Below are 24126 nucleotides of genomic sequence, written 5' to 3'. Positions count from 1 at the left end.
AACCGTAAAGTTACCATTTGCGTCTGCTGTACCTGAACCTAAGAGGTTGCCCTCTTTATCTTTGATTTCAACCGTAGAACCTGCTTCTGCTTTACCTGTAACCGTTGTGCCATCTGCACTGATCACAACATCACTTGGAATAGCTGGGGCTACAGTATCAACAAATACATGAACATTTGACTGGTCAAATGTACCGAAATGACCTAAAGCAAAAATAAAAACAAAATTGTCACCTTCATCTAAAGGAACTTCTAGTTGTATTTTTTTATTATCCAAATCTTCTTGAGTGATGGTATGTTTTACACCACCAGCATTAATTACATCTCCAACTTGAGTATCTGCACCTAAAATAATTTCTAACTTTGCAGTCCCATCTGTACCAAATTCTGCTTTATTAAAAATATTATCAACACCAGCTTCAGGGAAGAAAGCATCGTCAATAATATTGCTCATCTCACCGCCAGTTTCAATGATTTGAATATTTACTGTATCTGATGTTTTATCTAAATTGCCTTCATGATCTTTTGCTTCAACAGCAATTAGATTGTCACCATTAACTACATGTACTTTGGCAACAACATAACCTTGATCGAGATCACTTTGCGTTAATACATGATTAGTATTATTGACTGTAACGACTTGACCAACTTCAGCATCTTTACCCAGTTCTATATGAACTTTAATTGTATGTGTTGAGATTAACTCATCATAGCTATCACTCGGATAAATAATTGCACCAACAATGTCCGCAGGAATGGTATCTACAATAAAATCTTTAATTTCTTGATCAATATTGCCATTTTTATCTGTTGCTTCAACAACAACTTGATTATTACCTTCTTGTACAACAACTTCTGTTTTTAGTTGACCAACATCTTTTTCAGCTTGTGTAATGGTATGTTCTTTACCATTAATTCGGATAACATCACCAACTTGAGCATCTTTACCCAATTGAATAACGACATCAACTTTTCCATCTGTACCTAATTCATCAGCATTAAAAATACCATCTTCGCCGGCACCAATCAGATGAATATCACCAACAATATCATCTTTTTCACTAGTTGAGATGATTGGTGCAGTGACTTCCGTTTTATCTGAAACGTTGCCTGCTTCATCTTTCGCAGTCACATCAACAGTTTCACCATTGGTTAATGGATTATCCAAACCAACCGTAAAGTTACCATTTGCGTCTGCTGTACCTGAACCTAAGAGGTTGCCCTCTTTATCTTTGATTTCAACCGTAGCACCTGCTTCTGCTTTACCTGTAACCGTTGTGCCATCTGCGCTGATCACAACATCACTTGGTGCATCTGGTGCTGTACTGTCTGCTGCAGTCACTTCGGTTTTGTCTGAAACGTTGCCTGCTTCATCTTTGGCAGTTACATCAACAGTTTCACCATTGGTTAATGGATTATCCAAACCAACCGTGAAGTCACCATTTGCGTCTGCTGTACCTGAACCTAAGAGGTTGCCCTCTTTATCTTTGATTTCAACCGTAGAACCAGGTTCTGCTTTACCTGTAACCGTTGTGCCATCTGCGCTGATCACAACATCACTTGGTGCATCTGGTGCTGTACTGTCTGCTGCAGTCACTTCGGTTTTGTCTGAAACGTTGCCTGCTTCATCTTTGGCAGTTACATCAACAGTTTCACCATTGGTTAATGGATTATCCAAACCAACCGTGAAGTCACCATTTGCGTCTGCTGTACCTGAACCTAAGAGGTTGCCCTCTTTATCTTTGATTTCAACCGTAGAACCTGGTTCTGCTTTACCTGTAACCGTTGTGCCATCTGCGCTGATCACAACATCACTTGGTGCATTTGGCGCTGTTATATCTTTACCAGAATTATGACTGATATCTGTATTCGCGATATAAGCAACCGTTCCTATTGCACCCGCAATACCTGCGATAAATGGCAAAGTCCCTTCTACAGAATCATATAATAAGGGTTCAACATTATCTAAGCCTGCATAATTAATCGTTTCTAACGAAACATTATTTAAGTCATTAAATTGAACCCAAAGTAACTCATTATTATTTTCTAAAACTAAACTATTATCTAAGGTAAAGAAGTTTTCGATTTGAATCACTTCTCCAGTATCAAGTGTGATAATTAAATGATCACCCTCTCTCATCATATTTTTAATTTGCTCTTTGCTATATTTTAGTACTACAACAGAAGGAGCTTGAACTGAAAAACTTGAGCTGGTTACTAGCGATAAATTTCCAGTATCCTTAGATACTATTGATATATTTTCCATTCTTCCACCGTTATCAGAAAATACTGATTTTAAAAATTATTGAAATCCTACCATGCAACTATGATTTTGAAATCACATAATAATTTTATGATTTAAAATTAATAAATATTATGTAAAATTTAATTAAATATTTAAAACTTCTACATCAAATTAATAAAAAACTAAAATATATATTAAATATATTTTTATTTTTATTTTTTAAAATCAATTAATTGGAAAAAATATTCATATAAAAATGATTTTATTTAATTTATCTAAAATTATTATTAAATATTTATTTATATTATTTTTTAAAAATTTTATGTTAAATTTTATTAAAACAATAATGTGAAAAATATCACAATAAAAAATATTATAATACCATAGAGCACATTAATTAAAATAAATGTAAATTTTATTTGTAATGCAAAAATTGCATTTAAAGTAAAAGTTAGAGAAATATTTTTATATAATTTTAATCAAAAAAAGCCAGTATTTAATACTGGCTTTCTCATCCATTAAGTACTTATCTTTCTCTTAATGCTTCTTGTGCTTTATTAAATGGTTTAAGTAAATATTCCATAATTGTTTTTTGTCCTGTACGGATATCGACTGTTGCCACCATACCCGGTGTAATCGCAAATGATTGCCCCGCTTTGTTCACTAATTTATCAACATCTGTACGAATATAAACACGATAATAAAATTGATCTTGCTTTACTTCATCTCGAATGGTATCAGGAGAAATCACCACAACTTTACCCGCTAAACCGCCATAAATTGAGTAATCATAGGCTGTAATTTTCACGAGGGCTGCTTGTCCAGGATGAATAAATGCAATATCTCTTGGTGAAATACGGGCTTCGATCAGTAACTTTTCATCCAAAGGAACCAAAGTCATGAGTTTGCCATTTTGTGGAATCACCCCACCAATCGTCGTAATTGCTAACTCTTTGACTACAGCACGCACAGGCGCATAGAAAACAGAACGTTTAACTGAGTCATTTCGTCCTGTCACCACTTGCTGTAAAGACTTAATATCCGCATTGGCTTTGGCAAGTTCTTCACGCGCTTTTACGTAATAATCATTACGCTTGTCATTGATTTGGTTTTCAAAATTATTAATATCACGCTTTAAGCGTAATACTTCAACTTCAGATGCAGCACCTTTTGCAACCAAAGGTTCAGTCATTTGTAATTCATTTTGAACTAAAGACAAAGCATGTCTTAAACCTGCAATCGACTCCTCTAAATTTGAGCGTCTAGAGCTGTAGAGCGCTGTTTCTTCATTGACTAAGTTTGGAATATCACGCACCTCTTTTGGAAAGCTCAGACGTGTTCCATTTACTTCAGCTTCTAAACGTGCCGCTGTTGCTTGCATCGCACGTAATTTACTCAAACTTTCACCGACTTGTGATTCAAAGCGCGTCGGGTCAATTTGTGCAAGAATCTGCCCTTTTTCAACAATATCACCTTCTTTCACTTCAAGTTTGGTCACCACACCACCATCTAAAGATTGAATAGTTTGCTCTTTCGATGATGGAATCACCTTGCCAGTACCAGTCGAGACCTCTTCTAGCTTGAACATACATGCCCAAACAATAAAAGCAGCCAAACCAAGCGCCACAATCCAAATGACTAAACTAGCTTTGGGTAGAGGAGGCTCAGAAAATTTGAGTGCAGAAGGATTACTTGGACGCTTTAATGTATCGAAGCCATTGTCTTGTTTTGTATTATTTTCAGGTAATTGTGCTGAACTCATACTGAAGTGCCTCCTGCATTATTTTGATGCGGATTCAAAATTTCATCACGAGGACCATCTTTCACAATTTTTCCATCATGAATCACAATAATACGATCGACCAACTGTAATACAGCAGGACGATGGGTTGCCACGATCAAGGTACGATGTCCTGACCATTGTTTTAAATGTTCAATCAAACTACGTTCAGATACATCATCCAATGCTGCTGTAGGCTCATCGAGTAATAAAATATTTGGATTACGTAAAATAGAGCGGGTTAATAACAAAGACTGTCGTTGACCACCTGAAAAACCAGCGCCACCTTCTAATATAATATGATCTAAACCTTCCTTTTTCTGTTCTACAATATCGAGTGCATTAGTAATTTTTAAGGCATTGAGAATATCTTGATCGGTAGCTAATGGAGCACCCAAGGTTAAATTCTCGCGAATCGTCCCGTAAAAAAGTTGTGCATTTTGATTCAATAAAGTCATATCACGACGAATATCATCAGGGTCAATCAAAGATTGATCTACCCCATCAAGGCTAATTTTACCTTGCTCTGGACTTTGCATACCTGACAATAATTGCAATAGGGTTGATTTGCCTGCCCCATTTCGACCTAAAATTGCGATTTTCTCACCAGCATTAATTTTGAGCTGAGGGATTAACAAAGATGGACGAGAATCATCTTCAGTATACTTAAACATCACCCCTTTAAACTCATAATCACCTAAAATCACTTTACGATGAATCAGTTGTGCACGATCAGGGCGATCCACAGGTTTTTTCATTAATTCATCCAAACCCTGTTTTGCCACTTTGGCTTGCTGCCAACGCCCTAATACCCCTGTAATTTGCGCAATCGGTGCAAGCATGCGTGATGATAAAATTGAACATGCCACCAATGCACCAGTGGTCATATCCCCTTTCATCACTGCAAAACAGCCAACCAATACTACAATCGCATAGGCTAAACCTTGAATTTTCTGCGTCCACGCATTGAGCCAACCTGTGATTTTACGTTGACGCATACTAATGTCAGCAGACACTTCATTCATGTGATTCCACTGATTTTGAAATCTTGCTTCGGCACGTAATAATTTAATATCTTCAATCCCTTGTACCGCTTCAACTAAAATTGCATTTCGAATAGCACCTTCACGCATACCTTCTTGTGCAAGTTGTGCAAGCTTTTTCTGCGCCATAAAACCTGGAATAATCATGAGAGGAACGACAAATAACATAACCCAAAATAGGTTACCGCCGATAATCCAAAAAATTGCAAGGAACAATAAGAAGAAAGGTAAATCTGCCATTGCACTGATGGTGGTCGAAGTCACTAACTCACGCACACCTTCTAATTCACGAATCTGTGAAATAAAAGAACCCGTAGATTTAGAACGATCTTTATTCCGAATACGTAAGGCATGCCCAAAAACCCGATCTGAAATTTTTAAATCAGCACGTTTACCAATAATGTCCGATAAATACACACGTGCAACACGCAAGGTAAATTCGAAAATAGCCGCAATCAGTACACCACCTGCCAATACCCATAAAGTTGGAATCGACTGCGAAGGCACTACACGGTCATATACTTGCATCGAAAAGACAATAGTCGCTAACGCCAAAATATTTGCGACCATGGAAGCCACCATAATATCGGTATAACGCTTCCAATCTTTTAATACGATGTTCCAAAACCAACTTTGCTCATAAGGTTTAATGTACTCATCTACACGAGCATCAGGAATGGAACTTTCAGGACGAAAAATAAAAATCTGTTTCGCATTTTCCTGTAGTGCTTTTAACGTAAATGTCTGAGATAAACCTTGATCACCACTGAGTTGTAAACTAGCATTACCTTGCTGATCGACCTTTTCAATCACAGCGACTTGACCATCTTTAAACTCAATGACCACAGGTAAACGCCAAGGATTCAGTACATCTTTTGAAAAATCAGCACGGCGATAATTTAAACCCAATTGTTTGGTGACGATTTGCAATAAATCATCAATATTCTGATACTTATTCCAATCCAATTGTAGGCGTATCTGCTCTTCTGAGGGCTGAATACGATAATGTTGGGCAACCGTTAATAGGGCTTGTAGCCAAGGTTGATAATTGAGTGTCTGGTTCATTGCTGTACTTCAAACCCTTGAATTTTCGTATTATTAAGTTGATAAATATCTCGACTCTTACCCATCACATTGATATACATTGCAAGTGTGTCATAAATGTCGTAGCGAGCAGATTCACGTTCAGCCCGAGAACTATGGAAAGACTGTTCAGAACTCAACAAATCTAAAATCGAACGTTTGCCCAATTTGTATTGTTCTTCATATAGCTCACGAGTTTTTGCTGTTGAACGTTCACGGTCAATTAACACCCAAATTTGCTTGTCCATATTTTCAATATTTTCACGCGCAATTTGGCTTGAATCCATAATATTTAAATAAGTTGCATTCAGCTTAGAACGAGCAGCTTGCTCTGCATAAGCAGCAGAACGAATCTGAGAGCTGACAGCCCCTCCTTGATAAAAATTACTCGTCATCGAGATACCAATCGAACTATCGGTATCGTCTTGTTTTCCTGTACTTGGATTTTTACCATTCAATGCCTGATTTAAAGAGGCAGTTAATGAAACCGTTGGATAACGACTGAGTTCTGTTTGTTTTTTCTGACTTTTGGCAATTTCAATTTCAGCTTGTGCTGCAATCATACTAGGAATAGTATTTAACTGTGGAGCATTATAAAGATCTGATTTCTTTAAAAATTCATCATGAATAATAAAATCTGTACGACTGACATCAAAACCTAATAAAGTTTTTAATTTTTGTTCTTCTTGGCGCAATTTATTTTGCTGTGTTAATAAATAGGTTTTTGCATATTCGACATAACTTTGTGCTTGCACAGGATCGGCATAGCTACTAATTCCTGCTTCTGAACGCAAACGGGCTATTTCATGCAAACGGCTCACGCCCTTCACTTGATCTTGTGCGATATTCAACAATACCCGATAACGTAATACTGCGATGATCGAACGGGCTGTTTCCGTAGCAATCTCATCAATATTTAACAAAACATTGGCTTGTTCAGCTTCTAATTTATTTTTTTGCGTATCGACACTCGATTTCACTTTACCAAAGTCATAAAGCAATTGGTTGGCTTCAATCGTATATAACTGACTTCCCCGATCACTTGAGGTAAAATCACCTGTATTCAAACCTGCCTTTAACTGTGGATAATATTGCGCTTTGGCTACATCAATATTGGCATTTTGTGCCGCTAAACTAGCTAATGCTTGAGAAATTACAGGATTACGTTTCACCGCAATCTGCACTGCTTCTTGTAAATTTAAATGACTCTGTACTTCAGCCGTATGCTCAAATGCCGTAGTATCCATGTCAGAACTGACTCCCACTACAGGTAATTGCTGATAGATTGGATCAGGCTGAACTTGAAAATTAGACAACTGACTCAATTGTACCGTACTAAAAGAATCATCTGTTTTAGGACGAATAAAATTGGCAATATTTTTTTGCATATCTTGCAAATAACTAGATTGAGTTTCCGCATAAACAACACTGTTTAAACACAAACTCAGCCCAATACAAGCATTCATTTTTTTAAGAGAAAATGTGAAATATTTCGCTTTACACATGTGTAAACTGTACCTAGAGATAATATTGAATTCTCCGTAATGCTTAAATCTTCGATATTTTTTGATGTAATATTACGCACGCATCTAAAAACAATAAAAGACTTTTCTGATCACAGTTCAATTTTGCAAACAGTTTAGCCAAGAAGCACTAACATCGAAATCAATATCATGATTATCAATTTAAAAATCAATTCAGCAAAATCTCACCGATTAAATCATAAATGGCTTAAAATAAAACTCAAAGTTTGAATATTTATTAGACTTTAAAATATTTTCTCAAACTAATATTCATTTTTATTAAAAATTGTGACGAAAATCATTATAAATAAATGTTTATTATTTTTATAATAAGATGTTTTAATGTTATTTAAAAGTTTAAATAGATTAAAAATTGTACATCAATATTATTTATATCAAGGATTTGACATGCTGAAAAACTTATAATTTAACGACCTTTAAAAAGCATTAATAGGTTAATAATAATTATTTATTCTAAATACATTTTTATTTAAATATATATAATACCTTGTCATAATAAAAACAAACATTATTATATATTTACCCATCATTCATTTTATATTAAAGGTTCAATAAAATAGATCATTTATGAAATATTTAATCAGTGCATGTCTCATAGGTGAAAATGTCCGTTACGATGCAAAAAATTGCCTCCAACAACAACTCAAACAACTGATTGAACAACAAAAAGCTGTGTATATTTGTCCTGAAGTGACAGGAGGTTTATCCATCCCTCGTTTAGCAGCAGAAATTCAAGGTGGCGATGGTGTGGACGTCTGGACAGGAAAAGCAAAAGTCATCACTTTAGCAGGACAAGATGTGAGCGCTGAATTTATACAAGGTGCAAAAGCAACTTTAGCCTTGGCACAGCAACATCAAGTCACCCATGTGATTTTAAAATCTAACAGTCCATCATGCGGATCAACGCTGATTTATGATGGTTCATTTACAGGACAAAAAATTCAAGGCGTGGGTGTCACAACAGCCTTATTGCAACAGCATGGTTTTGTGGTCATGACTGAAAATGAATTTCTCAGTCAACTCCTGTCATCATAAAAGCGTTTATTCTACTCATAAAAAAGAGCGCACAATGCGCTCCATCAACCACGAATATCTAGCGACTAAACTGATTCTTCACTCGCTACATCTGGCATTTTTTTACTCGCCCAATACGTTGCCAATGCAGGGCCTGAAATATTATGCCACAAGCTGAAAATAGCACTTGGCACAGCCGTCACAGGAGATGCTGCAAAGTGTACCGCAGCCAGTGCTACCCCTAAACCTGAATTTTGCATTCCGACTTCAACAGCAACGGCTTTACAGTCAGCATAAGACAATTGAAAGAAACGACCTGCCCAAAAACCCAATAAATAGCCCAAACCATTATGTAAAACCACCACAGCTAAAATCAAAGCGCCAGACTGTAAAATCGCAGCTTTACTGCCTGCAATAATGGCTGCCACGATCGCCACAATTGCGAAGACCGAAATCAAAGGCATCACTTGAATATAGTGCTCGACTTTTTGTTTTAAAATTGAGCGAGCGACAAGCCCTAAAACAATTGGCAATAAGACCACTTGTAAAATAGAGCTAAACATAGATGCAGCATCAATCTGTAACCATTGGCTCGCCAAAAGATAAAAAATCGCAGGTGTTAAAACAGGCGCAAGCAACGTAGAAACTGATGTACATGCCACAGACAATGCGGTATTGCCCTTTGCCATATAAGTAATCACATTCGATGCCGTTCCCCCAGGACAACAGCCCACCAAAATGACCCCTACCGCAATCTCTGGCGGTAATTGGAATAACTTACACAGCAGATAAGCCAAACTTGGCATCACAATAAATTGAGCCAATACACCGATACAGACTGCTTTCGGACTTTGCAAAACGCCTTTAAAATCATTTAAGGTCATGGTCATGCCCATACCAAACATGATGATGCCCAACATCCATGTGATATAAGCTTTTAGCCAGACAAAAGCATCTGGTGCAAGCATGGCAATGCCTGCAAAAAGAACCACCCATAGCGCAAAAGTTTTTTGAATAAATTGGGTAAAACGCAAAAATGCTGTCATCAAAATCATCCCTAATTTATCGTTTTTCAACCAAAATTAACCAACATATTCAGTATAAATATATTGAAAACTGCAACAAAATACAGCATTGCACTTTCTGATTAAAATGAAATGTAGAATTTTTCAGTTCAATGATCTTCAGACTGTAAAATATGCTTAGAGACCGTACGCTTTACACCCTTCGCAAGCATTTCTTGCCATGCATGTTGCAATGAACCCTGTAAATCAATCGCTTTGGTTGCATCTGAAATCACATAGGTTTCAAAACCAAGTTGAGCAGCATCCATTGCTGACCACGCCACGCAAAAATCTGTTGCAATGCCCACGAGATACACTGTTTCTATTTTTCTTTCTTTTAAATAACCGGCCAAACCTGTGGTGGTTTTTCGATCCGCTTCCATAAAAGCTGAATAACTATCAATCTGAACATTCATCCCTTTACGTACAATCAATTGCGCCGTATTGGTATTTAAATCAGGATGAAAATCAGCATCTTGTGTACCTTGCACACAATGACTTGGCCATAAAACTTGTGTGCCATAATCAACCTGAATGGTATCATAGGCTTGTTGATCAGGATGATTTTCAGCAAAAGAAATATGATTTTCGGGATGCCAATCCTGTGTCAAAATAACATGGTCAAATTTCTCAATCAGTTGATTCACCAGTGGAATAATTTGCTCTGCATGAACAACAGCTAAATTTCCACCTGACGTAAATCCATTTTGTACATCAACGACGATCAGTGCTGAATTCTTTGGCATAGTATCTATCTTAAAATCCTGTTTCAGCTCACTTTAACATATCGTAAAAATCAGCGTGAATTGCAACATCGCCACATTTTCAATAAATTTAGACAATAAAAAACTCGCATTACTGCGAGTTTTATTTTAAACAAACACAGCTTAAATCATGTGTTTAAGCATTTAAACGACGGGTCAAAATCAACATAAAAATTGCAGAAATCACAATACATGGAATTGCAGCGGAAATCACGCCTGCTGCCCCAAAACCTGCGGCAAGTAACTGACCTGCAATCGTCGGACCCAGCATTGCCCCAATACGCCCTACGGCAGAAGCCATACCGACACCTGTGCCACGTACTTCTGTTGGATAAACAATACTGCCAAAAGCATACAAGACACCCTGACAACCAATCACAAATGCACCGACTAATGCGGAAGCTAGATACATTTGTGTGAGTGAACCTGCTGCATTTAAAGCGAACAATCCTGCCAAAATACCGCCATACATCAAAGTAATCACATAGGCTTTTTTCCAACGGTCAGTTAACATGCCTAAAATCACGGTGCCAATCGTTGCACTCACCATGAAATAGAACTGTGCTGTTGCGCCTTCTTTACGGGTAAAACCAAGTTCAGTAAACAATGATGGTAACCAACTCAACATGATGTAAACCACCATTAAGGTAAAGAAGTAACTCACCCAAATCAGCACTGTACGCGCCAAATTCTGTGCATTAAATAAATCTTTAAATGATGCTTGTGGTTCAGCCACTGCTGTCCCTACTTTTTCTTGTGCTTTTAAATATTCCTTAGACTCAGGCAAAAATAAAATCATGATTGGAATAACAATGATCGGCAACAAACCACCCAAATAGAAAATATTTTTCCACTCAGCACCAAAATTCGTACTCGCCACCAAAGATAAAATTGCAGCGCCCACAGGCATACCACAATACATCAAGCCCACCGCACGACCACGATTTTCAGGTGTGACCGCTTCTGATGCCAAAGTAATCAAAATCGGCATTGCAGCACCAAGACCCGCTCCTGCAAGAAAACGCACGGCTAATAAACTATTAAAACTATTGACCCATACGGTACATAAAGTAAAGATTGCAAAAATTGCAGTCGACCAAATCAGAACTTTTTTACGCCCAATACGATCAGCGAAACGCCCACCAATCAAAGCACCAGGGAGTAATCCCAAAATACCAGCACTAAAAAACACCCCCAGTTGTGAACTATCTAAGGCGAAATGTTCACGAATCCCTGCTGCGGCAATACCTGCGGCTTGAATATCCAAACCTTCAATTACCGCAATCAAAAAACAGATCAGTACGGTAATCGTGGCATGCTTTTTATCTAAAATATGGGATTGCGCCATGATTGAAAATCCTTGTTGATGTTACTAGGGAATACCTGTGGCATCATCCGGTACAAACGTCGATGAAATAACTATCAATAAGTGTTATAAAAATAATCAGTTTCTACTTCTAAACAAAAATTGTCTGATTTGAATCTGTCATGTATATAGTCATAAAAACAATAAGCGCTGAATAAAGTTGATTAAAAAGCTCAACAATCTAAATATTTTTTCGCTTAATTCTCATCCAGCAATAACTCAATGCTAAATCCCATATATAAAAAAACGATAGCTTAAATGCTTTAAATGTATTTTTTAGCCTGAAAGAACAGTAGGCTTTAATTTGAAAATCATCTTGTATAATCACTATTTCATCTTAAAGATGAAAAATTTCATACTTAAAACTTCAAAAATAGAGTAAAACTTAGCATTTGGGCTTAAATTTATGCGCTCATACCACGTTATAAAAATTTGCTTTTAAAACCTGAAAGTCATTTTAAAGCATTAAAAATGTGTTGTATTTGTTGCTTTTTATAAAGTTTTTCATTGCTTTGACTAAAGCATATTGTTCTCACTCACTGAATCAGTCATAATTTGCATAAGCATTATGCAATTTTTTAACAATTGATTGTTTTTTGCTCAAATCAAAATACGCAACCATTCTTATCGTATATGTCATACCCTGCGAATGGATAAATAGGATATTTTTTCAAAATGACTCAGCAAGCACAGATTCAAGGCTCAATTGTCGCAATCGTCACCCCCATGTTAGAAGATGGCAGCGTAGATTGGAAGGGTCTCGAGAAGCTCGTTGAGTGGCACATAGAACAAGGCACTAATAGTATTGTTGCAGTCGGTACAACTGGCGAAGCTTCTACTCTTAGCATGGCAGAACACACGGAAGTAATTAAAGAAATTATTCGTGTAGCCAATAAACGTATCCCCATTATTGCCGGTACTGGTGCAAACTCAACACATGAAGCGATTGAGCTCACCAAAGAAGCGAAAGAACTCGGTGCTGATGCAGCACTTCTAGTGACTCCTTACTATAATAAACCAACACAAGAAGGCTTATTTCAACATTATAAAGCTGTAGCAGAAGCAGTCGATTTACCCATTATTCTGTATAACGTACCAGGACGTACTGGTGTCGATATGCACAATGAAACCGTCATTCGTTTAGCAGATATTCCACACATTGTTGCCATCAAAGATGCAACGGGTGATGTACCTCGTGGTAAAGCACTCATCGAAGGTCTACAAGGTAAAGACATGGTGGTGTATTCAGGTGATGATGCAACTGCATGTGATCTCATCGCTGTTGGTGCAAAAGGAAATATCTCAGTAACTGCCAATATCGCACCAAAAATCATGAGCGAACTTTGTGCAGCTGCATTAGCAGGTCAAACTGTTGAAGCGAAAGCCAAAGATGCACAAGTTGCAAAATTAAACAATATTCTATTTTGTGAATCTAACCCAATTCCAGTGAAATGGGCACTCCATGAAATGGAATTAATTGGTACAGGTATTCGCCTGCCATTAACTCCACTTGCAGAACAATACCGTACCCCTCTGCGTGAAGAACTCAAAGCAGCGGGTATCATTAAATAAGAGCTTAGTATTATGCAATTACGTTTTGGTTTAACCCTTGCCCTATCAGCTTTAAGCTTAGCGGGTTGTAGTTCACTTGGAATCAAAAATGGTTCTTTGGATTATAAAGATACAACCAGTGTTGAAACGCTTAAATACCCTGAAGGTACAACTGTTAGACCAGCAACGCCATTGTACCCAGCGCCAGTGATTGACCCGCTTGCTCTTCAACACGCACCAAAGTTTGAGAACAAGCGTGGTAATCGCTACGATGTACCTCGCCCTGAAGTGACACAAACTACTACATTACAACAAAGCCAAACTGATGCATCTGTAACTACAGGTCATCCACAACTTTTAACCGATGGAAATGCTAATCCACTGCTTAAAGTTGACGGAGATTCTGCTATAATTTGGCATTATGCATTAGCCACCCTCAGTAGCTTAAATTATAAGGTTGTTGGTGAAAGTAAAAATGCGACTGAGGTCACATTTAAACTAAATGACAAAACTTATATTTTAAAATTAAGCTCTGTAGGTTCAAGCAATACCATTGCTTTGTTCAATGCAGACAATACTTTTGCAGATAAAGAGATCGCTGCAGAAGTATTGACCCAGATATACCAAAACTGGCCAGCCTAGTCGTTCTAGGCAATTTTTTTTTGCAAAAGGTTCCCCCATGTTAAAACAAACCTTGCTCTATACTGGTAAAGCGAAATCCGTTTATGAAACAGATAGCGCAGATCATCTAATTCTAGTTTTCCGTGATGATGCTTCAGCATTTAATGGTGAAAAAATAGAGCAACTAGATCGTAAAGGTAAGGTGAATAACCGTTTTAACGCCTTTATCATGGAAAAATTGGCTGCGGCTGGTATCGAAACTCACTTTGAAAAACTGCTTTCTCCAACTGAAGTTTTAGTGAAAAAATTAAAAATGATCCCTGTAGAATGCGTAATGCGTAACTACGCTGCAGGTTCATTATGCCGTCGTTTAGGTGTTGAAGAAGGTATCGAACTTACACCACCTACTTTCGAATTGTTCTTCAAAGATGACGCTTTAGGCGACCCAATGGTGAACGAATCTCAAGCAATCGCTTTAGGTTGGGCAACTGCTGAACAATTGGCTCAAATGAAAGAACTCACTCAAAAAGTGAATGTTGTACTTAAAGACTTGTTCGCTCAAGGCAACATGCTTCTTGTTGACTTCAAACTTGAATTTGGTGTGTTCCACGACCGTATTGTTCTTGGTGATGAATTTTCTCCAGATGGTTGCCGTTTATGGGACAAAGACACTAAGAAAAAACTCGACAAAGACCGTTTCCGTCAAGGTTTAGGCGGTGTTGTTGAAGCTTATGAAGAAGTTGCTGCACGTATTGGTGTAGATTTATCTGATATCTAATATTGGATCATACTTCAAAAAACCGAGCTTTTTAGCTCGGTTTTTTTATTGGAACAGAACTCATTGTTTATTTGAAATGTCTATATTTGATTTCATTTTTATAATTTGAAAATAAAAAGTGAAGAGCAGTCTAAACACAAATATCTCTGTTAAAACAGCAGAAAACTCCCAAAAAATAACCAACATATTTCTTTTGATATTCCTTGTTACACTTCGTTTTTGAGTCTATGAAATATAAAATCTACAGATTCATGCCTAGGTGAACGCTGTCATTTTATTATATGATGCAAAGGTATGACACGATGTATTCTTATTATCTCTGTATTTTTAAAGGAATAGTCAATTTTTCTTCACAGTTTCTCTGCAATTTTCTTGTAGAGTGATCAGTGTAAGAATAACGATACTTAAGAGGGCTTATCATGAAAAAGATGTTGACTGCATTAGCAATTTCTTTCAGTGTTTTGGCTACAGTCAGCACAATGACGCATGCAGGTCCCCATTACGATCGTGATGGCTATGAACAGCGTGGTCATGGGAATAAAAAAGGATTTCGTGATTTTCAACAGGATGATGACCAAATCAAAGAACAACGCCGTGAACGTGAAGAGCGTGGTTTCCGCCGTTTGCAACAACATAAATGGCAAACAGGCTATGTGATGCCACAGCATTATCGTGGTAATCGTTATAAAGTAGACTATAAAGACAGTAATTTACCAAAGCCGTCTCGTAATCAACAATGGTACAAAATTAATAATGATTACATTTTAGTCGATTCAGACAATAATAATATTGTCAGTATTCGTGGTATGTAACCCGCTATGTCATCATTTACCCAAGCATCTGCTTGGGTTTTTTATTTTTTATGTAATGCCATATACCATTTACGTGCAATGAGCTGCAAGGGTCTCGACAATAAAGAATAATAAGTCCCATTACAACTCATCTAAGTTGATCATTCTTTTAACATATCCTATTTTGAGGAAGACAAGCTAAATAGGTTTATTTTTGTCTTCATCAAATCTTCATATATTTCACAATTCAACTAAATCTCCCTCACCGTTTATCTCCAATTGTTGCGTAAATTGACTTTATCGAAAGAAATTTAAAACATAATGGAGTATCTTATGAACAAGGTCATCACCGGCATTGCTTTATCTCTCAGCGCATTCATAGCAACTTCTGCAATGGCTGCTCCACAAGATCATCAAAATAATTACCGTTATGCACAACAAGCAAAATGGGATCAAAGACATGATCACCGTTGGGACAATAATCGTTATGAACGTAATCATCGTGTGAATCCAAGCCGTGAATGGCGTTCTGGACAATATTTACCGAGCCAATTTAGTGCTTCACGTTATCAAGTCAATTATAAAAACCATCGTCATTTACCTAAGCCAGGTAAATATCAACAATGGTATCAAGTAAATGGTGATTATATTTTAGTCAATGAACGTAATAATCGTATTATTCGTATCATTGGTTAATGCAATATTTTTCTTGAAACTTCAATTAGCCCAACTTTGTTGGGCTTTTTACATGTATAAAAGCTTAAGTAAACCAAGCAAAACTCAACAATGGTACAAAGTTGTACGGTAACTATGTCTTGATCAATAAGACAAATCATAAAATTGTCAAAGTGATCGGTTAATGTAAGATTCTCTCCCAACGCTTTATATCTTCTCAACAAGGTATAAAGCTTTTTCCTAACACCTGGGGTCTATGTAAAAGACCTCAGGTGTTTTTTTCTCTGCACTATGCCGAAGCAGTATTTTTTGTTTAGAATTACCTATTGAATACCACACATTGAGATGGGCAATATGCAATCTGAACATACTGAAATCACCCACAGCACAACACAGCAATATGTGCATTGGTTTCGCCATTCAGCACCCTATATCAATGCCCATCGTGCTAAAACATTTGTGCTGATGTTTGGTGGTGAAGCGGTTGAACATGAAAATTTTCAACATATTATTCATGATATTGCCCTCCTACACTCCTTAGGTATTCGTCTGATTTTAGTGCATGGTGCACGCCCACAAATCAATGAAAACTTAAAAGAAAAAGGCATTCAAAGCCCAATTCATATCAACCGTCGTGTCACCACACGCGAAGCTTTAAGCTGTGTGATGAATGCTGTAGGTTCAATTCGTCTACAAATCGAAGCATTATTGTCTATGGGACTTGCCAACTCTCCTATGTTTGGCGCGCGCATCGATGTCGTTTCAGGTAATTTTGTCACCGCTAAACCCTATGGCATCCGCGATGGCGTAGATTTTCAACTGACAGGTGAAGTACGTACCATTGATACGGAAGCCATACAACGTCATTTGGACAATCACAATATCGTCGTTCTCGGTCCAACAGGTTACTCCACTACGGGGGAAGTCTTTAACTTATTGGCAGAAGAAGTTGCCACTAAAACGGCGATTCATCTCAAAGCAGATAAGTTGATTTTTTTGGGTAATCAGCAAGGTTTGATGGATGAATTTGGGCAACTATTACGTGAAATTACGCCGCATCAGCTCGATCAACATATTTTAAAATACCAAGATTCAAATTTTGAAATTGCATTACATTTGCACAATGCAAAAGAAGCTTCACTCAAAGGTGTGCATCGTGTGCATTTACTGTCATATGCTTATGATGGCGCATTGATTGAAGAACTCTTTACCCGTGATGGACATGGCACCATGATCACCGATGCCCATTATGAAGAAGTCCGTATGGCAAATATTGGGGATGTCGGCGGTTTAATTAATTTATTAAGACCACTCGAAGAAGAAGGTATTTTGGTTTACCGTTCTCGCGAACGTTTAGAAAATGAAATTGAGCAATTTGCAGTGATTGAACGTGATGGTACGATTCTCGCTTGTGCCGCACTCTACCCTATTCCTGCCGCAGCCAATGAAATTCGATCTGCCGAAATTGCCTGTGTTGCCGTTCATCCAAGTTATAGAAAATCTAATCGTGGCAGTCAAATTTTGCATTTCTTAGAGGAAAAAGCCAAACACATGCAAATTCAACAACTCTTTGTGCTGACGACACGCACCGCACATTGGTTCTTAGAACATGGTTTTGCAGCTGCGAGTGTTGATGATTTACCTGAAGCACGACAAGCGTTATATAATTATCAACGCAATTCCATGGTATTTAATAAACGTATTTAACCCCATACAAAAGCGCTTTTATCTTCATTTTTGCTAAGGATATTCTTTCAGATACTGAAAAATACTGAATTTATCCTTAGTCAATCTTCTGCTTTATATAGGTATTTATTTTATAAAAAGATTTATTTCATAATTCTCAATCAATTAGAAAAACAATGTGCATTTTAGCACTGTATTTTATTTGCACAATTTTAGATAAGTTTGCCACTTTTATTTTTATCTTTTTTTTTTATGTCTAATCATCAAAATCTTATTTTTTGGAAAATAGAATTATCTCTAAGCTGATGCTCATTCACTTTGTTCAACATTGAAAGTTTAGGAGCATCCTGTTCATGGCACATCTTTTTCAACCTTCTTGGAAAAAAATCACACTACTGAGTGCCAGTCTTGCTGCGATCATGATGCTTACTGCATGTTCTAAACCAACAGAAACGACCACTTTAAATATTGGTTATCAAAAATATGGTCTATTGCCCATTATCAAAGCCCGTGGCGACTTAGACAAAGCTTTAAAAGAAAAAGGCGTCAATGTGAAATGGGTCGAATTTCCTGCTGGCCCACAACTGCTTGAAGGTCTAAATGTCGGCAGTGTGTCTTTTGGAGAAGCGGGTGAAGCACCGCCCATCTTTGCTCAAGCAGCGAACTCAAATTTAGTTTATGTAGCAAACCAACCTGCTGCACCCAAAGCAGAAGCTTTGATCGTACCCAAAGATTCAGCGCTTAAAACTATACAAGACTTGAAAGGCAAACGAGTTGTTTTAAATAAAGGCTCTAACGTGCATTACTTACTGTTAAAAGTCTTAGAAGCCAACAACTTAAAGCTTGAGGACATTGATGTGGTGTATTTACCACCTGCTGATGCACGTGCCGCATTTGAAAAAGGTGCTGTCGATGCTTGGGTAATTTGGGATCCATTCTTTGCTTCTGCTGAACAACAACTGGGTGCAAAAGTTTTAGCAACAGGTGAAAACCTCGTAAGTAATCATCAATTTTATTTGGCAGATCGTAAATTTGCTGAACAGCATCCTGAAATTTTAAAAGCAGTGGTGAATGAGCTCAATACCACCACACAATGGGTATCTCAGCATCAAACTGATGCGGCAAAACTGTTAGAAAAACAAACTGGATTATCTGCTGAGATTCTCTCTACCTCAATTTCTCGTATGGGCTTTGGTGTAAAACCAATTTCCAATGAAGTGGCAAAAGAACAGCAATATGTTGCCGATGCCTTTTATCAACAAAAACTTATCCCAAACAAAATCAATATCCAAGCAGCTATTTTGGCGAATTAGAACCCAATAACATCACACTAACTGAGGACACATACATGACTCAACATCAAAATGATACACACGCAACATCATGGTTACACGCTTCAGGTCATGGCATGACCGCCATGTTACTTGCTTGTGCGATGTTGGGCACAACTGCAGTTTGGGCATTAGATCCGAGCGTCAAAGAGTTACGCATCGGCTTTCAAAAAAGTGCGATTAACTTCGCCATTGCCAAGCAACAAAAGTTATATGAAAAAGAGTTTCCAAATGCCAGAATTTCTTGGAATGAATTTCCTGCAGGACCACAAATTTTAGAAGCATTGGCAGTAGGTTCTATCGATGTAGGTGTGACAGGCGATACACCACCTGTCTATGCACAAGCTGCCAATAAACCGTTGTATTACATTGCTTATGAAGCTGCAAAGCCTTTGGCATCGGCCATTTTAGTCCCCAAAACCTCGAAGCTGACTCAACTCAGTCAATTAAAAGGCAAACGTATTGCTGTTCAAAAAGGCTCTAGTGCGCATTATCTCTTGGTACAAGCTGTACGTAAAGCAGGCTTACAGTGGACAGATATTCAACCGATTTGGCTCAGCCCTGCTGATGCACGAGCGGCATTCCAAAAAGGGGCAGTCGACGCATGGGCAATTTGGGATCCTTATTTTGCCTCTGCACAATTCGAAGACAAAGCTAAAGTATTGGCTTCAGGTCAAGGCTTAAGTCCAAATTATACGTTCTATTTGGCTTCGCCTGAGTTTGTAAAGAAAAATCCCCAAGCAGTGAATAGCATTATTCAACAAATCAATATTGCAGATAAATGGGTACAAGGCAACCGCGCAGCAACAGCACAAAGCATTGGACAAAGTACAGGTTTAAAACCTCAAGTCAGCCAAGTTTTTATTGAACGACGTCCAAAACCCTCTCGTGCTGCGCCATTAACTGCCCAAGTCATCGCAGATCAGCAACAACTCGCAAATCGTTTTGCTGAACTCAAAATTATTCCAAAACCGATCAACATTAAGCTAGCCGTTTGGACTGGTAAATAATCAACAAGGACCTGAGCAATGAAAATTTTTTGGTTTATTCCAACACATGGTGATAGTCGCTATTTAGGTACAAGCAAAGGCGCTCGCCAAGTAGATCATGCTTATATGAAACAGATTGCGGTTGCCGTAGACAACTTAGGCTATGAAGGGGTCTTGATTCCAACAGGACGTTCTTGTGAAGACCCATGGATCACGGCCGCAAGCCTGATTGATGCAACAAAAAATTTAAAATTCTTAGTTGCATTACGTCCAGGGGTCACAACGCCTGCATTGGCTGCACGTATGGCAGCAACTTTTGACCGCTTATCGAATGGTCGTGTCTTGCTTAACCTTGTTACAGGTGGTGATGAAGAAGAACTCAAAGGTGATGGTTTATATGAAGACCATGCCACACGCTATAAAACTGCAGCAGAATACACCACCATTTGGCGTGAAATTTTAAAACGTTCACATACCGGAGAATCTTTTAGTTTTCACGGCGAACGCCTCCATGTCGATGATGCTAAATTGCTTTATCCACCGATTCAAACACCCTATCCCCCACTGTGGTTCGGCGGTTCTTCTGAAGATGCCATTGAACTTGCAGCAGATCAGGTCGATACCTATCTTACATGGGGAGAACCACCAGCTGCAGTCAAAGAAAAAATTGCCGTGGTCAGAGCACGTGCTGAAGCCAAAGGTCGCCAACTCAATTACGGTATTCGCTTGCATGTGATTGTGCGTGAAACCAATCAACAAGCATGGCAAGCCGCAGAAGAGCTGATTCAATATGTCGATGATGCCACCATTGCTGCGGCACAGAAAAAATTCCAACAAATGGATTCTGTCGGTCAGCGCCGCATGGCTGAGTTACATAATGGCGATCGTACCAAACTCGAAGTTTCACCTAACCTTTGGGCAGGTGTGGGCTTAGTCCGTGGCGGTGCAGGTACCGCATTGGTTGGTGACCCACAAACAGTGGCAGATCGTATCCAAGAATATGCTGATTTGGGTATTAGTACTTTTATTTTCTCAGGCTATCCACACTTAGAGGAATCGATTCGTTTTGCAGAATTGGTATTCCCATTGTTGCCTTTGCAAACACGTCAAAAGCTCACTCAACCCAACTTAACAGGTCCTTTTGGTGAAATCGTTGCCAACAACTATACACCTGAGGAAAACAAGCAAAAAGCACCTGAAAAGGAGCTTGCATGACGACCCAGCTCAAAAATAAAAGCACCACAGTTTCACGTGAAACACCACAATTTTGGCAGCGATTGCTGCCTTGGATTGTGCCCATTTTACTGATCATTGTATGGCAAATTGCTTCAAAAACAGGAATGCTTGAAAGCCGTGTTCTTCCTGCGCCAAGTGCTGTGGTGAGCGCCTTCTGGACGCTATTGGTCAGTGGTGAACTTTGGCAACATGTCAAAGTCAGTGCAGGTCGTGCCCTACTTGGCTTATTGGTCGGTGGCGGTTTAGGTTTATTGCTTGGTCTGCTCAATGGTTCATCCAAAATTGCATCAAATTTGCTGGATACCACTTTGCAAATGATCCGTAACATTCCTGCACTCGCATTGATTCCACTCGTGATTCTTTGGTTTGGTATTGATGAATCAGCAAAACTATTTTTAGTGGCTGTAGGTGTATTTTTCCCAATTTATATCAATACCTATCATGGTATTCGCTCGGTCGACCCTCAATTGATTGAAATGGGGAAAAGCTATGGCTTAACACGTTGGCAACTGTATAAAGACATTATTTTGCCTGGCGCGATGCCCTCTATTTTAGTCGGTTTACGTTTTGCATTAGGTTTAGTGTGGGTTCTGCTAATTGTCGCTGAGACCATTTCTGCACAATCTGGTATTGGTTATATGACCATGAATGCCCGTGAGTTTTTACAAACCGATATCGTATTAGTCGGTATTTTACTCTACGCACTTTTAGGAAAATTAGCCGATGTCTTAGCACAAGGATTAGAACGCTATTTATTGCGTTGGCATTCAGGTTATCAAAAATAAGGAATACGCTCATGACCGATTTAAGCATCAGCCAATATGTCAATCATTTCGATATTTCAGACCATGCACAAGGCACACCAACCAAGTCAGGTGCAGAAATTCACATCGAACAATTGCATAAATTTTATGATGACGTCAAAGTGCTAGACGACCTTGATCTCAACATTGAAGCAGGTGAATTCGTTGCCATCGTGGGACGTAGTGGTTGTGGTAAAAGTACCCTCTTACGTCTCATTGCCGATTTAGAACAACCCAGCTATGGTGAGATCAAATTCAAATCTGTGCAGAATTTTCGTGAAGGCATTACCTCAGATGATATTCGTGTCATGTTCCAAGACCCACGCCTTTTACCATGGAAAAGTATTGTTGATAATGTCAAACTCGGATTAGCTCAATCACAGCATGACAAAGCCGAACAATTATTAGAAAAAGTAGGCTTAAAAGAAAAAGCCAAACTGTGGCCATCTCAACTTTCAGGTGGACAACGCCAACGTACGGCACTCGCACGCGCATTATCACATACGCCACGTGTCTTATTGCTTGATGAACCTTTAGGTGCATTGGATGCACTCACACGCTTGGACATGCAGAATTTGATCGAAAAATTATGGTTAGAACAAGGTTTTACCACAATCTTAGTCACCCATGATGTCAGTGAAGCTGTCCAATTGGCAGATCGCATTATTTTGCTTGATCAAGGTCATATTGCACAGCAATTTAAAATAGACCTTCCCCGTCCACGACAAAAAGGTGCTAAATTTGCAGAATTGGAACAACAAATTTTAAATGCGGTATTGTCGACTTAATTTTATAATAATAACTTTAAATCTCTTAAAGTTATTATTTTTTAAATTAGAAAACATGTTTTATTAAATTGATTAAAAATTCTTAACAACCTAAAAATTTTTCTCTATTTAAAATTAAAATCAGCTTAAAAAAAAAGATTTATTTTCTTCCATATTTCCTACTGTATGCATTATTTTTGTGCATATAAATTAAATAAATACCTTTTTGGGATTAAATAATAAAACTTCATAATAAATGTGAAGAATATTTAAAAATAGTCACTTAGACCTGTGCACAAATCAGACATTTTACCGTACAATTTAGTGATTATTTTTTTAATTCAGTAATGCGATGGAACAAAAAAAGAGTGCTCAGAAACGACAGCAGTTGCTTAATGCTGCTTTAGACGTATTTTCTATTTACGGATTCAATGGCGCAAGTCTTGAGGAAATTGCCCAACTTGCCGAAATGCACAAATCCAATATTTTCTATTATTATGAAAATAAAGAAGCGCTATATGTTGAAGTCTTAACGACTGTGATGCAAAAATGGCTTGCTCCTTTACAAATGCTAGAAGCAGATTTAGAACCTGTTGAAGCGCTTAGTCATTATTTAACGACTAAAATAGAGGTTTCTCGTACACAGCCTAAAGCTTCTAAATTATTCGCTTTAGAAATTATTCAAGGTGCACCCCATATTTTACAGATCCTTAAAGGACCACTTAAAAAGCTTTTTAAACGTAAAGCAAAAGTGATTGCGACATGGCAAGAGCAAGGTAAAATTTCCGATCAAATTGATCCTGAGCTACTGATTATTAATATTTGGGGTTTAACTCAAAATTATGCTGATTTCAGTACCCAGATCGAGATGGTGACAGGTAAAACTTTAAAAAATAAAGTGATGTTCCAACGCTCTATTCAACACACGATTCATATGATTTTATACGGTGTCATCCCAAGATAATTTGCACAGGCAAATTCTTGTATGGCATACGA

20 protein-coding genes are annotated in these 24126 nt (G+C 38.0%); 13 read left to right on the top strand and 7 right to left on the bottom strand.

Annotation, left to right across the window (positions count from 1 at the left end):
• The 4 genes from HX129_RS15635 to HX129_RS15620 all read right to left on the bottom strand — a co-directional run.
• The coding region (locus HX129_RS15635) for an Ig-like domain-containing protein (protein ID WP_286435183.1) at positions 1-2265 on the bottom strand (2265 nt) is incomplete at its 3' end.
• A 505-nt stretch (positions 2266-2770) separates the two neighbouring features.
• Positions 2771-4006 (bottom strand): HlyD family type I secretion periplasmic adaptor subunit, encoded by a 1236-nt coding sequence (locus tag HX129_RS15630; protein ID WP_130075214.1) that lies wholly within the window; start codon positions 4004-4006, stop codon positions 2771-2773.
• Complete coding sequence (locus HX129_RS15625; protein WP_174494019.1) at positions 4003-6132, bottom strand: type I secretion system permease/ATPase; 2130 nt, start codon at positions 6130-6132, stop codon at positions 4003-4005. Before HX129_RS15625 ends, HX129_RS15630 begins: the two co-directional genes overlap by 4 nt.
• Positions 6129-7655 (bottom strand): TolC family protein, encoded by a 1527-nt coding sequence (locus tag HX129_RS15620; protein ID WP_286435185.1) that lies wholly within the window; start codon positions 7653-7655, stop codon positions 6129-6131. Before HX129_RS15620 ends, HX129_RS15625 begins: the two co-directional genes overlap by 4 nt.
• 606 nt (positions 7656-8261) lie before the next feature.
• Here HX129_RS15620 and HX129_RS15615 point away from each other — a divergent pair.
• Positions 8262-8729 carry a 2-thiouracil desulfurase family protein gene (locus HX129_RS15615; protein WP_130075217.1) on the top strand — a complete coding sequence of 156 codons (468 nt, stop codon included), beginning with the start codon at positions 8262-8264 and terminating at the stop codon, positions 8727-8729.
• 65 nt (positions 8730-8794) lie between these two features.
• Here HX129_RS15615 and HX129_RS15610 read toward each other — a convergent pair whose 3' ends face one another.
• From HX129_RS15610 to mhpT, 3 genes are all read right to left on the bottom strand, one after another.
• Positions 8795-9754 carry a bile acid:sodium symporter family protein gene (locus tag HX129_RS15610; protein ID WP_174494022.1) on the bottom strand — a complete coding sequence of 320 codons (960 nt, stop codon included), beginning with the start codon at positions 9752-9754 and terminating at the stop codon, positions 8795-8797.
• A 128-nt stretch (positions 9755-9882) separates the two neighbouring features.
• Complete coding sequence (gene pncA / locus HX129_RS15605) at positions 9883-10518, bottom strand: bifunctional nicotinamidase/pyrazinamidase (protein ID WP_286435186.1); 636 nt, start codon at positions 10516-10518, stop codon at positions 9883-9885.
• A gap of 154 nt (positions 10519-10672) precedes the next feature.
• Positions 10673-11884: a 3-(3-hydroxy-phenyl)propionate transporter MhpT gene (gene mhpT, locus HX129_RS15600; RefSeq protein ID WP_130075220.1), complete on the bottom strand. Its 1212-nt coding sequence runs from the start codon at positions 11882-11884 to the stop codon at positions 10673-10675.
• 693 nt (positions 11885-12577) lie between these two features.
• Here mhpT and dapA point away from each other — a divergent pair.
• The 12 genes from dapA to HX129_RS15540 all read left to right on the top strand — a co-directional run bounded on the left by dapA (position 12578) and on the right by HX129_RS15540 (position 24094).
• Entirely contained in the window at positions 12578-13474 is an 897-nt protein-coding gene (dapA, locus tag HX129_RS15595; RefSeq protein ID WP_130075221.1) for a 4-hydroxy-tetrahydrodipicolinate synthase, read from the top strand.
• Between the two features lie 12 nt (positions 13475-13486).
• On the top strand, positions 13487-14095 hold the full coding sequence (locus tag HX129_RS15590; protein WP_286435187.1) for a lipoprotein-34 precursor (NlpB): 609 nt from the start codon (positions 13487-13489) through the stop codon (positions 14093-14095).
• A gap of 37 nt (positions 14096-14132) precedes the next feature.
• Complete coding sequence (gene purC / locus HX129_RS15585; RefSeq protein WP_130075223.1) at positions 14133-14852, top strand: phosphoribosylaminoimidazolesuccinocarboxamide synthase; 720 nt, start codon at positions 14133-14135, stop codon at positions 14850-14852.
• 419 nt (positions 14853-15271) lie between these two features.
• Positions 15272-15664 (top strand): RcnB family protein, encoded by a 393-nt coding sequence (locus HX129_RS15580; protein WP_180047074.1) that lies wholly within the window; start codon positions 15272-15274, stop codon positions 15662-15664.
• Positions 15665-15976: 312 nt separating this feature from the next.
• Complete coding sequence (locus tag HX129_RS15575) at positions 15977-16339, top strand: RcnB family protein (RefSeq protein WP_130075225.1); 363 nt, start codon at positions 15977-15979, stop codon at positions 16337-16339.
• A gap of 333 nt (positions 16340-16672) precedes the next feature.
• Entirely contained in the window at positions 16673-18025 is a 1353-nt protein-coding gene (gene argA / locus HX129_RS15570; RefSeq protein WP_180047076.1) for an amino-acid N-acetyltransferase, read from the top strand.
• Positions 18026-18357: 332 nt separating this feature from the next.
• Positions 18358-19317: a sulfonate ABC transporter substrate-binding protein gene (locus HX129_RS15565; RefSeq protein ID WP_286435188.1), complete on the top strand. Its 960-nt coding sequence runs from the start codon at positions 18358-18360 to the stop codon at positions 19315-19317.
• A gap of 95 nt (positions 19318-19412) precedes the next feature.
• Complete coding sequence (locus HX129_RS15560; RefSeq protein ID WP_286435202.1) at positions 19413-20345, top strand: sulfonate ABC transporter substrate-binding protein; 933 nt, start codon at positions 19413-19415, stop codon at positions 20343-20345.
• An 18-nt stretch (positions 20346-20363) separates the two neighbouring features.
• Positions 20364-21539 carry an FMNH2-dependent alkanesulfonate monooxygenase gene (gene ssuD / locus HX129_RS15555; RefSeq protein WP_286435189.1) on the top strand — a complete coding sequence of 392 codons (1176 nt, stop codon included), beginning with the start codon at positions 20364-20366 and terminating at the stop codon, positions 21537-21539.
• Positions 21536-22345 carry an aliphatic sulfonate ABC transporter permease SsuC gene (gene ssuC / locus HX129_RS15550; RefSeq protein ID WP_286435190.1) on the top strand — a complete coding sequence of 270 codons (810 nt, stop codon included), beginning with the start codon at positions 21536-21538 and terminating at the stop codon, positions 22343-22345. The genes ssuD and ssuC overlap by 4 nt, the downstream gene beginning before the upstream one ends.
• Before the next feature lie 11 nt (positions 22346-22356).
• Positions 22357-23151, top strand: a complete 795-nt coding sequence (locus HX129_RS15545) for an ATP-binding cassette domain-containing protein (RefSeq protein WP_286436331.1) — start codon at positions 22357-22359, stop codon at positions 23149-23151.
• Positions 23152-23482: 331 nt separating this feature from the next.
• A complete protein-coding gene (locus HX129_RS15540) occupies positions 23483-24094 on the top strand; it encodes a TetR/AcrR family transcriptional regulator (RefSeq protein WP_174494030.1) in 612 nt (203 codons plus the stop codon).
• Positions 24095-24126: the final 32 nt, after the last annotated feature.

The organism is Acinetobacter sp. 251-1, assembly GCF_030329305.1.
Classification (GTDB): Bacteria; Pseudomonadota; Gammaproteobacteria; order Pseudomonadales; family Moraxellaceae; genus Acinetobacter; species Acinetobacter piscicola_A.
The sequence above is the reverse complement of the archived record's forward strand: the minus strand, read 5'-3'. Positions and strand labels throughout refer to the sequence as shown.

What these genes read in the sequence shown, in the direction of transcription:
- HX129_RS15630 (WP_130075214.1), bottom strand. Translation starts at nt 4,006, where the DNA reads ATGAGTTCAGCACAATTACCTGAAAATAATACAAAACAAGACAATGGC.
- HX129_RS15625 (WP_174494019.1), bottom strand. Translation starts at nt 6,132, where the DNA reads ATGAACCAGACACTCAATTATCAACCTTGGCTACAAGCCCTATTAACG.
- HX129_RS15620 (WP_286435185.1), bottom strand. Translation starts at nt 7,655, where the DNA reads ATGTGTAAAGCGAAATATTTCACATTTTCTCTTAAAAAAATGAATGCT.
- HX129_RS15615 (WP_130075217.1), top strand. Translation starts at nt 8,262, where the DNA reads ATGAAATATTTAATCAGTGCATGTCTCATAGGTGAAAATGTCCGTTAC.
- HX129_RS15610 (WP_174494022.1), bottom strand. Translation starts at nt 9,754, where the DNA reads ATGACAGCATTTTTGCGTTTTACCCAATTTATTCAAAAAACTTTTGCG.
- pncA (WP_286435186.1), bottom strand. Translation starts at nt 10,518, where the DNA reads ATGCCAAAGAATTCAGCACTGATCGTCGTTGATGTACAAAATGGATTT.
- mhpT (WP_130075220.1), bottom strand. Translation starts at nt 11,884, where the DNA reads ATGGCGCAATCCCATATTTTAGATAAAAAGCATGCCACGATTACCGTA.
- dapA (WP_130075221.1), top strand. Translation starts at nt 12,578, where the DNA reads ATGACTCAGCAAGCACAGATTCAAGGCTCAATTGTCGCAATCGTCACC.
- HX129_RS15590 (WP_286435187.1), top strand. Translation starts at nt 13,487, where the DNA reads ATGCAATTACGTTTTGGTTTAACCCTTGCCCTATCAGCTTTAAGCTTA.
- purC (WP_130075223.1), top strand. Translation starts at nt 14,133, where the DNA reads ATGTTAAAACAAACCTTGCTCTATACTGGTAAAGCGAAATCCGTTTAT.
- HX129_RS15580 (WP_180047074.1), top strand. Translation starts at nt 15,272, where the DNA reads ATGAAAAAGATGTTGACTGCATTAGCAATTTCTTTCAGTGTTTTGGCT.
- HX129_RS15575 (WP_130075225.1), top strand. Translation starts at nt 15,977, where the DNA reads ATGAACAAGGTCATCACCGGCATTGCTTTATCTCTCAGCGCATTCATA.
- argA (WP_180047076.1), top strand. Translation starts at nt 16,673, where the DNA reads ATGCAATCTGAACATACTGAAATCACCCACAGCACAACACAGCAATAT.
- HX129_RS15565 (WP_286435188.1), top strand. Translation starts at nt 18,358, where the DNA reads ATGGCACATCTTTTTCAACCTTCTTGGAAAAAAATCACACTACTGAGT.
- HX129_RS15560 (WP_286435202.1), top strand. Translation starts at nt 19,413, where the DNA reads ATGACCGCCATGTTACTTGCTTGTGCGATGTTGGGCACAACTGCAGTT.
- ssuD (WP_286435189.1), top strand. Translation starts at nt 20,364, where the DNA reads ATGAAAATTTTTTGGTTTATTCCAACACATGGTGATAGTCGCTATTTA.
- ssuC (WP_286435190.1), top strand. Translation starts at nt 21,536, where the DNA reads ATGACGACCCAGCTCAAAAATAAAAGCACCACAGTTTCACGTGAAACA.
- HX129_RS15545 (WP_286436331.1), top strand. Translation starts at nt 22,357, where the DNA reads ATGACCGATTTAAGCATCAGCCAATATGTCAATCATTTCGATATTTCA.
- HX129_RS15540 (WP_174494030.1), top strand. Translation starts at nt 23,483, where the DNA reads ATGGAACAAAAAAAGAGTGCTCAGAAACGACAGCAGTTGCTTAATGCT.